We start from the raw sequence: 12,535 nt of genomic DNA, 5'->3' as shown, positions 1-12,535 counted from the left end.
GTGCACGACCGCGATGCGCCCGCGGTCGACGCCGAGGTCGACCAGCTCGCCGCGGGTGGCGCGGGACACCGCGACGTACTGGCAGGACCGGTAGAGGCGCGGTGCGAGGCGGCGCTCGATCCACCAGCCGATGCGTCCGCTGAGGCCGGGGTAGACGACCGGCCACTGCTCGCGGTGCACGTGGTGCACGAGCACCACGACCGGCTTGCGGGTGGCCGTGCGGGTGAAGAACGGCAGCCCGTTCTGCACGTCCACCACGACGTCGACGCGCCCGAGCTCACGGCGCAGCAGGGCCGACACGCCCTCCTTGTAGACGCTCAGCTTGGTGCCGCGGCGCAGGAACCTGACGCCGTCCACCGTCTCGTCCGGAGGCGCGGCCGCGTGGGCCGCGCACAGGATGGTGACCCGGGCGCCGCGGGCCACCAGCCCGTGCGCCATCTTCTCCAGGTAGCGCTCGGCGCCCCCGCCCTCGGGGTTGTGGGTGTCGCGCCAGCTGAAGAACGCGATGTGGCGGCCGCTGAGGTCGTGGACGTCGGACATTGCGGCACACCGTACAGCTACTGCGGGGTAGCATCTGCGCGTGCCGAGCCAGACCCGTCCCACCGAGGTGCCCCCCACCTCCTCGGGTCGCCGACCCTGGCGGGCCGACCTGCGACGCTCGCTGCACCTGTTCACCGAGTTCCGCTACGAGCAGCCCGACCCGGCCAGGTTCTACACCGCGCTGGCCCAGGACTCGGYGGCGCAGGTGGCGCACTACGCCGACCTCGACGGTGCCGTGCTGCTCGACGTGGGCGGTGGGCCGGGCTACTTCCGTGACGCCTTCCGGGCGGCCGGCGCGACGTACCTCGCGCTCGACTCCGACGTCGGTGAGCTCGCCGGCGCGGGGGACATCGGTGCGGGCACCGTCATCGGCAGCGGCATGCAGCTGCCGTTCGCGGACGGCTCCGTCGACGTCTGCTACTCCTCCAACGTCCTCGAGCACGTGCCCGACCCGTGGCGGATGGCAGAGGAGATGGTGCGGGTGACCCGCCCCGGCGGGCTGGCCTTCATCAGCTACACGACCTGGTTCGGTCCGTGGGGCGGCCACGAGACGTCGCCGTGGCACTTCCTCGGCGGTCGTCGGGCCCGGCGTCGGTACGCCGCGACGCACGGTCACGAGCCCAAGAACAAGTACGGCGAGTCGCTCTTCGCCGTCACCGTCGCCGACGGCCTGCGCTGGGCCCGCACCCAGCAGCACGCCGAGGTCGTGCACCTCCTCCCGCGCTACAACCCCTGGTGGAGCCGATGGCTGCTCCGTGTGCCGGTGGTCCGAGAGGTGGTGACGTGGAACCTCGTGCTCGTGCTGCGGAAGAAGTGACCCAGGACGGCTCGCGGTTCCGGTGGCGGCTCCTCGCCGCCTGCATGCTGCTCGTCGGGTTGGCGCTCACCCAGTCGCCGGGACTGCTGGTGGCGGACACCAAGCTGGACCTGGCGATCGCGCCGCTGGACTTCCTGTCCCGCGCGGCCCACCTGTGGGACGCCGAGGGCGCCTTCGGCCAGCTGCAGAACCAGGCCTACGGCTACCWGTGGCCGATGGGACCGTTCTTCGCCGTGGGCTCCCTGCTCGACGTGCCCGGGTGGGTCGTCCAGCGGCTCTGGGTGGCCCTGGTCATGTGCGTCGCGTTCGTCGGCGCCGCGAGGGTGTCGCGCGCCCTGGGCGTGCGCTCGGACGTGGCCTGCATCCTCGCGGGGCTCGCCTTCGCGCTCTCGCCGCGGATGCTCACCGTGCTCGGCCCGAGCTCCATCGAGGTGTGGCCCAGCGCGATGACCCCGTGGGTGCTGCTGCCCCTCATCGTCGGGTCCCGGCGCGGTTCGGCCCGTCGGGCCGCCGCGCTGTCCGCGCTCGCGATCGCCATGGTCGGCGGCGTCAACGCGGCCGCGACCTCGGCTGTGCTGCCGCTGGGGGCGATCTGGCTGCTGACCCGGTCTCCCGGACCGCGCCGGCGCACGCTGATGGTCTGGTGGCCTCTCCTCACCCTCCTCGGCACGCTCTGGTGGCTGGTGCCGCTCTTCCTGCTGGGGGGCTACAGCCCGCCGTTCCTCGACTACATCGAGTCGGCCGCCAACACCACCTTCCCCACCACGCTCTTCGACGCGCTGCGGGGGACCTCCAACTGGGTCCCGTACGTCGACACCGCGTCGCGCGCCGGCAACGACCTCCTCCGCCAGGCCCACCTGGTCACCAACAGTGCAGTGGTGATGCTGCTGGGCCTGGTGGGTCTCACGCTGCGACGCAACCCCCACCGGGGCTTCCTCCTCACGGGCCTCGTGGTCGGACTGTTCCTCGTGACCATGGGCCACCTCGGGCAGGTCCAGGGCTGGTTCGCGCCGGAGCTCCAGGAGCTCCTGGACGGCCCCCTCGCGCCGCTCCGCAACGTGCACAAGTTCGACCCCGTGATCCGTCTGCCCATGGTCATCGGCATGGCCTTCGCGGTCGACGAGCTCGTCGCGCGACGGGCGCGGGCCGGGACGGAGAACACGGCCGGGGCGAGGTCCGAGCGGCTGAACATGCGGCTGCTCGTCGGCATCTGTGTCCTGGCCGTGTGTGGCGCCTCCCTGCCGGCGTTCATGGGGCGTATCTCGCCGGCCGGCGGATTCGCCGACGTGCCCGACTACTGGGTCGCCACCGCGGACTGGCTGGCGGGCGAGCAGGAGGAGGGCGTGGCCCTGCTCGTGCCGGGCTCGTCGTTCGGCACCTACGTCTGGGGAACCCCGAGGGACGAGCCGTTCCAGTCCCTCGCCGGCAAGCCGTGGGCCGTGCGCAACGCCGTCCCCCTGGCACCGGCGGGAAACATCCGCATGCTCGACGCGGTCGAGGCACGGCTGGCGCAGGGGCGCGGAGGGACCGGTCTGGCGCAGCTGCTGGTGCGCTCCGGGGTCAGCCATGTCGTCGTGCGCAACGACCTCACCCGGTCCGCGGACATCCCGGACCCCGTGCTCGTGCACCAGGCGCTGGAGGCCTCGCCCGGGCTCGAGCGGGTCAGGACCTTCGGACCCGACATCGGGGGTGCTCCCAGGATCGAGGGTGACCTGGGCAAGGCGATGGTCAACGGGGGATGGCAGGACGAGTACCCGGCCATCGAGGTGTACGCCGTGCAGGACGACACGTCGCGAGCCTCGACGACCGACCGGCCGACCGTCGTCGTCGGTGGTCCGGAGGATCTCGTGGACCTCGCGGAGCTCGGCATCCTCGACGACGCACCGGCCGTCATCGCAGCCGATGAGCAGGAGCCGGACCCGTCCTCCCCGGTCGTCCTCACCGACGGGCTCCGCGCCGTCGAGCGCAACTTCGGGCGGCTGCACGACTCCACCTCCGAGACCCGCACGGTCGACGAGCCCAGGAACCTGCCCAGTCGCTCGCCCGACTACGAGATCGGGGACGCCCGTCGCTGGTCCACGTGGGCGGAGCTCGACGGGGCACGGGCGCTGACCGCCTCGAGCTCGCAGTCGGACGCCAACGCCGTGGGCGCGGTCGAGCCGGGAACGATGCCGTACGCCGCGGTCGACGGCGACCCCGAGACCAGCTGGGTGTCGGGCCCCGGCGCCGTGCTGGGCCAGTGGTGGCAGCTCGAGCTCGACGAGCCCCGCTATCCCGGTAGGACCTCCATCACCGTGGGCGGTGAGGGGCGCGAGGTGCTGCAGGTGAGCACCGACGACTGGACGAGCCCGCTGCTGACCTTCAGCCCGGGTGACACCCGGCGCATCGACATACCCGGAGCCACGAGGACCCTGCGGATCGAGGACCGGTCCGGCCGCCCGGACAACCGGGTGGCCTTGGCCGAGGTGGCCGCCGCGGGTCTCGACGTGCACCGCGCTCTGGTCCTGCCGGAGCTACCGGCGGACAGCCAGGAGCCCTCCGCGGTGGTGCTGCGACGAGTCAGCGACGACCGGTCGGGATGCGCGCGGATCGACGACGCGGTGCGCTGCCGTCAGGGGCAGGCCCGGGCCGCCGAGGAGCCGCGGGGGTTCACCCGACGCTTCACGCTCGACGAGGCCATGACGGCCACGCCCAGCATCGCGGTGAGCGCCATCGCGGGGCAGGACTGGGACGACTACCTCGTCAGCGACCAACCGGTGTCCGCGCTGGCGTCCAGCTCACTCGCTCCGGACCCGCGCGTCCGGGCCGTGGCGGCGATCGACGGTGACCCGTCGACCTCGTGGGTCGCCGCGCTCGACGACCCGCAGCCCGAGCTCCGGCTGTCGTGGCTGGGCGCTCGCACCCTCACCGGCCTGGCGCTGAGCGTCGAGCCGGGCACGGCCGCCCGCATCCCGGAGTCGCTGGAGCTCACCTGGCCCGGCGGGAAGCGCACGGTGCGGCTGGGGGAGCGCGGCTCGGCGACGTTCCGGCCRATCCGCACGTCCCAGCTGTCCCTCAAGGTGATCGACGCCGAGCCCGCCACGGACATCGACTTCGACGGCTCGGCCTCCTTCGTCCCCGTCGGCATCTCCGAGCTCAGGCTCTCGGGGCTGCCCTTCGTGCCGCTCGTCCTGCCCTCCGACGAGCGCACGACGCCGTGCGGTGCCGGTCCGCCGGTTCGCGTCAACGCCGTCACCTACGAGACCAGGGTCACCGCCAGCCCCGCGGAGCTCTTCGCTGGCGGCACGGGCACGGCCGAGCTGTGCGGCGGTGCCCGCGTCGACCTCGAGGCGGGCGTCAACGAGGTCGAGGTCGAGGGTGCGACGGCCTTCGTCGTGGACAGCATGGTGCTCGGCAGTCCACCGCCGTCGGCCGCGGCGACGGACGTGGGCTCGGCGATGACCTCGCCGACCGAGCTGAAGGTGGACGCGTCGGGACCGGGCAGGCACGTCGTCACGCACATGAACGTCAACCGCGGGTGGACGACGCAGGCCGGCACCGAGCCCACGGTCTACGACGGGTGGCGGCAGGGGTGGCGGCTCGGAGACGAGGACGCCCAGGTGCTCGTGGCCCGCTTCGCCCCCGACCGGGTCTACCGCGCCGGGCTGCTGGTGGGGGCGGTGGCGCTGCTCCTCCTGCTGCTCGTGGTGGTGCGTCCCGGAGGCGCGCGGCGCGCCCAGACGGCGCCGCTCACCTCCCGCCGGGCGTCACCCGTGGTGCTCGGGCTGCTCGCCCTCGCGTCCGGGGCCCTGCTCGCCGGGCCCGTGGGTGCCGGGGTGGCGGCGGGGGCCGCACTGGTGGGAGCGCTGGTGCAGCGACGTGCCCCGGTCTCCGGGTCGACGTGGCTCACGGGGGTGCTGCTGCTGCCTGCTGGAGCGGCGTACGTGATCCGCCCCTGGGGAGACGCCCAGGGGTGGGCGGGGTCGTGGGGGTGGCCCCACTACCTCGTGCTCGCAGCGTGCGCCGCGGCGCTCGGAGCGCTCACCGCGGACTCCTCGCGACGCCACCGGTCCGAGAGCCGCGACGACGGCACCTCGATCACCCGGTAGAGCAGCTCGGCCGCCAGGATGCTGATGACGACCGTCATCGTCCAGACCTGGAGGGTCTCGCCCCCGAAGACGGTGTAGTCGGTGACCGCGTAGACCCAGGCGAGCACGGCGAGGTGGATGCAGAAGATCCCGTACGAGATCCGCCCGAGGTGACGCAGGGGCCGCGCCGACATGGCGCGCGCGTAGCGCCCGGTGCGATCGACGAACATGCCCGAGAGCACCATGAGGCCACCGATGACGGCGTACACCAGGTGCTTGGTGAGGATCTGGCCGGGGCTGCCTACCTGGAACATGACCGGGCCCGCCACCGGGGTGGCGGCGACGAGCATGAGCCCGGCGATCATGGCCCAGYAGACACCGGGCATGCGGGCGAGGTCGATCAGCGGGTTGGCCCGGACGGGCAGTCGGCCCTCGCTGTGGAGCACGTGGACCAGGGCCAGGCCGATCCCCACCGCGAACCACGTGGCGAAGGACGGCAGCCACAGGCCCGGTGCGCCGTCGGTCCGCTCCTGCACGGCGTCTGCGAGGAACAGGATCCAGACGACGCTCACCGCGCCCATCGCGACCAGCACGGCGAGCACCCGACGAGGTCGCAGGGTCCGGACCCGTCCGACGGCCGACCACATCAGGAGCGGCAGCACCGCGTAGAAGGCGACCTCGGCGGTGAGGCTCCACATCTGGGTGAGTCCGTGCGGCAGCGTCTCGGACGTGTACGGGTCGGCCAGCAGCAGGGACGACACCCAGGTGCCGACACCGGCACCCTCGTTCTCCGGGATCCACACGAGCGCGATGACCACGGTCACGAGGTACACCGGATAGATCCGCACCAGGCGCTTCTCGTAGTAGCGCCTCGTGGAGGGGGGCCGGATCCCGGTCGCAGCACGGGCCAGCCAGGGTCGTGCCAGGAGGAATCCCGACAGGACGAAGAAGATCGCCACACCCACGTCCAGGCGTGCCAGCAGTGTTCCCCAGACGCCGTTGCGGAGGTACTCCCCGCCCTGGAAGGCAGTGTGGGTGGTCAGGACCGCGAGGGCACCGATCGCTCGCAGCGTGTCGAGCACGGGGAACTCGTGGCTCGGCGCGGCCGTGGTCGTACCGCGAGGTCGCCGCCTCATGACATCGGACTCCCTGCCTCGACCTGTCCCACCTCGACGGTGTCGACGCACAGTGTGCTCCCCGGCGCGAGGCCGTCGATGCGGATCTCGTCGAAGGAGCCGCTCAACCGGACGTAGAGGCTGTTGAGCCCGGGGAGCAGGGTCGTCTCGACCTCGTCGCCTCCGGCGCTGACGGTGACCGGGGACTCGTCGGAGTACAGGTAGCCGAGGCGCACCCACCAGTCCCACGCGAACGCTCGACCGGTGAGCGGGATGCTGCGTCCCGCGGCGCCGACCTTCCACCCGCAGCCGCGGGCGGGCCCCTCCTCCGAGCGCACGCCGGACCCGATGGTGGCCGCCCTGACGGTCCCGTCCTCGGCGACCACGCCGAGGCGCGAGCTGGCCCTGGGGAAGTCCACGGTGCCGTGCAGCAGGGGAGTCATCTTGCTCAGCGCGTTGTCCGGCGCGAACACCGCGGAGATGACGCCCTCGGGCACTGCCGTGTCCGCGAGGTCGACCCGGCCGAGGCGCCGGAGGTCACCGTCCAGGGCATGGATCCAGGGGTCGCTCTCGTTGAGCGTGTGCCAGTAGGTCACGTAGCGGACCGACGACGCCATCCCGCCGAGCGCCACGAGCGCCACGAGGCCGGCCACGAGGGGCGGTCGGAGCTGCACCCGGAGCAGCGACGGCACGCGTGGGACCGAGGACCCGGGTGCGCCGGGCAGCTCGAGGAAGGCCAGCCCCACGCACACCGCGGCGATCGCCGCGGCGTCGGTGAGGTAGCGGTACTCCAGCCCGATGATGGCGCCGTACTCGGGGCCACGGCTGTTCACGAGGAGCGCGAGGCAGCAGATGAGGTACGCCGCGAGCAGGAACCAGGCGCGCAGCGTCCGACGCCGGGTCAGCACACCGAAGACGACGGTCAGGACCACCACCACCCAGGCGAGGTGCACCGTGATGTCGGGTGGGTCGGCGAAGGCGTTGGGTGGGGCCCGCGGGTCCCAGGACCACGGACCACCGAGCACGCCGGTCATGAAGGCCGTGCCCAGCATGGTCTCGCTGATCCGGCCCACGATCCCGGGGGAGGTCTCGGTGAAGGGCGCGTCCACGGCCAGGACGTAGTAGGCGAGGTAGAGGACGGCCACGACCAGGCCGGCGACCGCGGCGAGCCAGTAGGTCCGGGCGACGTGCAGGAGCCGCCGCAGCGGTCCGCCCGTGGCGAACCAGGCCAGCGCGACGAAGGCGAGCACCGGGAAGAACAGCAGCGCCTTGACGTAGAAGAAGAGGCCCACCGCCGTCGCGACGAGGGTGGCGACCAGCCACACGACCTTGCGTGTGCGCAGGTGGCGCACCCACGCCCCCAGGGCCAGGAACAGTGCCGCCTGCAGCGGCACCTGGTTCAGGGCCGCGGTCCACCACATCATCGCGGGCAGGGTCATCGCGCTGGTCAGGTAGAGCGCGAGGGGCGCGATCACCCCCCAGCGCGCGCCGAAGAGCGACAGCAACGCCCACAGGGCGGCCGCGGCCGCGATGGCCTGCACCAGCAGCACCAGGCCCGCGGCCAGGTTCCAGTCCAGCGTCCCCGACTCGGCGACGAGCCACGCCGCGGCGCGCCCCCCGGGCATCAGGTTGCTGTTGTGGGGCTCGAGCAGGTAGTCCAGGCCCCAGCGCCCCGTCGTCGTGTCGTAGAGCAGGTTGTAGTCGTCGAGGTAGAACCAGCTCGGCACCAGGGCCCAGGCCCGGAAGGCGACGTGCGCCAGGACGAGGACGACTCCCACCGCCACGACCGAGGATGCAGCCCCGTCGGCGTCGAGCCCTCGTCTCCACGAGCCCGACCTCGGGTCCTGCTGCCGCAATGTGGCCTCCTTCGGCGCCGAATCATGCCACACCGGATCGCCAGGATCGGTCTCGTCGCCGACGCCGGAAAGGTAGGTTGTGCGCGGCCAMAGACAGGAGCACCGACAACCGTGACCAACACGTTCGACTTCGACGTCTGCATCGTCGGCGGGGCAGGCCACGTGGGCTTCCCGCTGGCGGTCGCGTTCGCCAGCCGCGGCCTGTCCGTGGCGATCTTCGACATCAACGCCGACGCCGTCGAGCAGATCATGGCCGGCCGCGCGCCGTTCCTCGAGCCCGGCGTCCACGAGCCGCTGGCCGACGCGCTGGCACGCGGGGGGCTCGTCGCCACCACCGACCGCGCGGTCGTCGGTCGCTCCGAGCACGTCGTCGTGGTCGTCGGCACGCCCGTCGACCAGTACCTCAGCCCGGACCCGGAGGCGGTTCCGCGCGCGATCGGCAACCTCATGGCGGACCTGCGCCCCGGCCAGCTCGTCGTGCTGCGCAGCACCGTATTCCCGGGCGTGACCCGCCGGGTGGAGCACCTGCTGGAGCCGCTCGACGGCGTCGCCGTGGCGTTCTGCCCCGAGCGCATCGCCGAGGGACTCGCCATGACCGAGCTCTTCACCCTGCCGCAGATCGTCGCGGCCCGCACCGATGTGGCCCGCAAGCGGGCCGCCGCGCTCTTCGGCCGTCTCACCGAGACCGTCGTGGACCTGGAGCCCGAGGAGGCGGAGCTGGCCAAGCTCTTCACCAACTCGTGGCGCTACATCAAGTTCGCGGCGGCCAACCAGTACTACATGATGGCCAACGACCTCGGCCTCGACTTCTCGGTCATCCGCCGCGCCATGATGGAGGGCTACCCCCGGGCGGCCGACCTGCCGGGTGCGGGCTTCGCGGCGGGCCCGTGCCTCTTCAAGGACACCATGCAGCTCGCGTCGGTCACCGGCGGCAGCTTCCCGCTGGGGCACTCGGCCATGCTGGTCAACGAGGGCCTCCCCGACTACCTGGTCAAGAGCATGGAGGCGCGGCACGACCTCATGTCGATGACCGTGGGGATCCTCGGGATGGCCTTCAAGGCCGAGAGCGACGACCGCCGCTCGAGCCTGTCCTACCGCCTCAAGAGGGTCCTGGCCTTCCGTTCCGCGCGGGTGCTGACCACCGATCCGTTCGTCACCGACGACCCCGACCTCCGCCCCCTCGACGAGGTGCTGGCCGAGTCCGACATCGTGGTCATCGGGGCGCCCCACGCGTTGTACGCCGATGTGTCCTTCGACGGCCCCGTGGTCGACGTGTGGGACCTGCGCGGACAGGGAGCGCTCGCATGATCCCGGCCGCCGTCAGCGTCGTCATCCCGGCCTACCACGAGGACGAGGGCATCCAGCGCGTCCTCGACCGGCTCATCGACGCGATCACCATCGACGTCGAGGTGCTGGTGGTGGTCGACGACGCGAACGACCCCACCGTGGAGGCCGTGGCCCAGCACGTGGGCCACGACCCGCGGGTGCGGACGCTGGTCAACACCTACGGGCGCGGGCCGGCCAACGCCATCCGCTACGGCATCGACGCGGCGCAGAAGCCCGTCGTGGTGGTCACGATGGCCGACGGCAGCGACGACCCCCGGTTGATCGACCCGCTCGTGCGCCTCGTGGAGCGCGGCGTCGTCGTGGCCGCCGCCTCGCGCTACTCGCCGGGGGGCCAGCAGGTGGGTGGACCGATGCTGAAGGGGCTGATCTCCCGTGCCGCCGGCCGCTCGCTGGGGACGTTCGCGCGCGTCGGCACCGACGACGCCACCAACAGCTTCAAGGCCTACGACACGTCGTTCGTGCGCGAGGTGGGTGTCCACAGCCGCAGCGGTTTCGAGATCGGGCTCGAGCTGACGGCCAAGGCCCGCCGCCTCCGCCRCCCCGTCGCCGAGCTGCCGACCATCTGGCTCGACCGCACGATCGGCGAGTCCACCTTCGACATGAAGGCGTGGATCCCCAAGTACCTGCGCTGGTACCGCTTCGCCTACGGTCCCCAGCTCACCGTCGACCAGGTCCGCCACGAGGCGGCCAGGATCGCCGCCCGCAACAACGRTGCGGCCCCGGCCGCAGAACAGGACGCCCCCTCCGATGGATGACCAGACGCACGACACGAGCGACCTGCGGGTCCTCGTCACCGGCTCCGCCGGGTTCATCGGCGGCTACGTCGTGGAGGAGCTCCTCGACCGCGGCTACCAGGTCACCGGCATCGACAACTACTCCAAGTACGGACCCRTCACCAAGTCGTACGACGACCACCCGCGCTACACCTTCGTCGAGGGCGACGTCCGGGACGTGGACCTGATGGTGAGGCTGCTGGGCGACTGCGACCACCTGGTCGCGGGGGCGGCGCTGATCGGCGGCATCTCCTACTTCCACGCCTACGCCTACGACCTCCTCGCCACCAACGAGCGGATCATGGCCGCCACCTGCGATGCCGCCATCGAGGTCCTCGGCCGGGGCCGGCTCCAGAAGGTGACCTACCTCAGCTCGTCGATGGTCTTCGAGTCGACGGACTCCTGGCCGTCGCGCGAGGGCGACGAGCGGCGCATCCCGCCGCCGCTGTCGTCGTACGGGTTCCAGAAGCTGGCCGTGGAGTACTTCGCGCAGGCCGCCTGGGACCAGTACCGGGTGCCGTACACGATCGTGCGCCCCTTCAACTGCGTGGGTGTGGGGGAGGGGCGTGCCCTCGGCGACGTCGAGATCCCCAGCGGCAACGTCGCGCTCGCCATGAGCCACGTCGTGCCGGACCTCATCCAGAAGGTGCTCAAGGGTCAGGACCCGCTGCACATCCTGGGGGAGGGGCACCAGGTGCGGCACTACACCTACGGCGCGGACCTGGCGCGGGGGATCGTGGCGGCCATGGAGTCCCCCGCGGCCCGCAACGAGGACTTCAACCTGTCCACGGCCGAGTCCACCAGCGTGCTGGACCTCGCCGAGGTCATCTGGCGCAAGATCCACGGGCCCGACCGGCCGTTCGCGGTGGTGTCGGACACTCCGTTCGAGCACGACGTCGCCCGGCGCGTGCCGGACGTGACGAAGGCCCGCGACGTCCTGGGCTTCACCGCCGCCACCACGCTCGACGACATGCTCGACATCGTCATCCCGTGGGTGCGTCAGGCGATGGCCGACGGCATCATCTAGGCACCCCTCCGAACCTGCGTACACGGGGGCCTACCTGCTGGTAGCCTTCGGCGACTCATCGACTCCTGGGAGGACTTTCGCGTGCGCAAGATCATTGGTTGGGTGCTTCTCGCGCTTGGTGCCTTCTTGTTGGTCGTCGGCCTGATGGCCTCCATCTGGGCCCCGGGTCAGGTGAAGCGCACGCCGCTCGACACCGACAGCACGACGCGTCTGGCGGGCTCGGCCGACAAGCTCAACCCCGCGAGCGGGGACGTGGAGACCCTCCAGGTCAAGGCCACCAGCATCACGAAGGCCGACTCCAAGCGCTCCGACGACGACGTGGTCGTCTTCGTCAACACCGTCTGCCTCGTCATCGACGAGGGCGACGTCCCCGACTGCGTCGACGCGGATGACCCCGAGGGTCGTCTGATCTCCGCCTCGACGGACGTCTTCGCCACGGACCGCTCGACCGCCGAGGCCGTCAACGGCAAGTACCTCCCGGCCGGTGCCGAGGAGAAGGAGGGGCTCATCAACAAGTGGCCCTTCGACGCCGAGAAGAAGGACTACCCCTACTGGGACGGCCTGCTCGGCGCGCCCGTCGACGCCGTCTACGACAGCACCGAGACCCTCGACGGCCTGGAGACCTACAAGTACCACGTGGTGGTCGACGAGCAGTCCGCCGAGGTGGTCGACGGCATCCAGGGCGTCTACTCCCAGGACAAGTTCCTGTGGATCGACCCGGTCACCGGATCGATCATCAACCAGACCCAGCAGGAGCTGCGCACCCTCGAGAACGGCGACGTGCTGCTCGACCTCGACCTCGCCTTCACCGACGACCAGGTCGCGGACAACGTGGACTCGGCCAAGGACTCGGGCAGCAAGATCGAGCTCATCACCCGCACGGTGCCGCTCGTCGGCTTCATCGGCGGCGCCCTGGCCCTGCTGGCCGGCGCCTACCTCGTCTTCGCCGGTCGCCGGGACGAGAAGGCCTGAGCCCACGGTGCTGGTGGTGGG

9 protein-coding genes are annotated in these 12,535 nt (G+C 71.6%); 6 read left to right on the top strand and 3 right to left on the bottom strand.

Annotated features, from left to right (window positions below; all coding sequences use genetic code 11):
• A partial coding sequence (locus tag ACXJKL_RS04405) for a glycosyltransferase (protein ID WP_457205841.1) occupies nt 1-540 on the bottom strand: 540 nt, incomplete at its 3' end.
• A gap of 40 nt (nt 541-580) precedes the next feature.
• On the opposite strand from ACXJKL_RS04405, the gene ACXJKL_RS04400 reads away from it, so the two are divergent.
• Together ACXJKL_RS04400 and ACXJKL_RS04395 are read left to right on the top strand one after the other, a co-directional pair.
• Entirely contained in the window at nt 581-1,357 is a 777-nt protein-coding gene (locus ACXJKL_RS04400) for a class I SAM-dependent methyltransferase (RefSeq protein ID WP_457205840.1), read from the top strand.
• Complete coding sequence (locus tag ACXJKL_RS04395; protein ID WP_457205839.1) at nt 1,324-5,445, top strand: alpha-(1->3)-arabinofuranosyltransferase; 4,122 nt, start codon at nt 1,324-1,326, stop codon at nt 5,443-5,445. The genes ACXJKL_RS04400 and ACXJKL_RS04395 overlap by 34 nt, the downstream gene beginning before the upstream one ends.
• On the opposite strand, the gene ACXJKL_RS04390 is transcribed toward ACXJKL_RS04395, so the two are convergent.
• Together ACXJKL_RS04390 and ACXJKL_RS04385 are read right to left on the bottom strand one after the other, a co-directional pair.
• On the bottom strand, nt 5,337-6,560 hold the full coding sequence (locus ACXJKL_RS04390; RefSeq protein WP_457205838.1) for an acyltransferase family protein: 1,224 nt from the start codon (nt 6,558-6,560) through the stop codon (nt 5,337-5,339). The genes ACXJKL_RS04395 and ACXJKL_RS04390 overlap by 109 nt on opposite strands.
• Nucleotides 6,557-8,317, bottom strand: a complete 1,761-nt coding sequence (locus tag ACXJKL_RS04385; protein ID WP_457205837.1) for a hypothetical protein — start codon at nt 8,315-8,317, stop codon at nt 6,557-6,559. The genes ACXJKL_RS04390 and ACXJKL_RS04385 overlap by 4 nt, the downstream gene beginning before the upstream one ends.
• A 189-nt stretch (nt 8,318-8,506) precedes the next feature.
• Here ACXJKL_RS04385 and ACXJKL_RS04380 point away from each other — a divergent pair, with 189 nt between their 5' ends.
• The 4 genes from ACXJKL_RS04380 (at nt 8,507) to ACXJKL_RS04365 (ending at nt 12,514) form a co-directional block, all read left to right on the top strand.
• The gene (locus tag ACXJKL_RS04380; protein ID WP_457205836.1) at nt 8,507-9,703 is read left to right on the top strand and encodes a nucleotide sugar dehydrogenase; all 1,197 of its coding nucleotides are present in this window, start codon (nt 8,507-8,509) and stop codon (nt 9,701-9,703) included.
• Nucleotides 9,700-10,497 carry a glycosyltransferase family 2 protein gene (locus tag ACXJKL_RS04375; protein ID WP_457205835.1) on the top strand — a complete coding sequence of 266 codons (798 nt, stop codon included), beginning with the start codon at nt 9,700-9,702 and terminating at the stop codon, nt 10,495-10,497. Before ACXJKL_RS04380 ends, ACXJKL_RS04375 begins: the two co-directional genes overlap by 4 nt.
• A complete protein-coding gene (locus ACXJKL_RS04370) occupies nt 10,490-11,542 on the top strand; it encodes an NAD-dependent epimerase/dehydratase family protein (RefSeq protein ID WP_457205834.1) in 1,053 nt (350 codons plus the stop codon). The genes ACXJKL_RS04375 and ACXJKL_RS04370 overlap by 8 nt, the downstream gene beginning before the upstream one ends.
• 81 nt (nt 11,543-11,623) lie before the next feature.
• Nucleotides 11,624-12,514, top strand: coding sequence for a DUF3068 domain-containing protein (locus ACXJKL_RS04365; RefSeq protein ID WP_457205833.1), 891 nt, complete (start codon nt 11,624-11,626; stop codon nt 12,512-12,514).
• The last annotated feature ends 21 nt before the right edge of the window (nt 12,515-12,535 follow it).

The organism is Nocardioides sp. P5_C9_2 (genome assembly GCF_054049555.1).
This window is presented reverse-complemented; position numbering and strand designations above follow the sequence as displayed.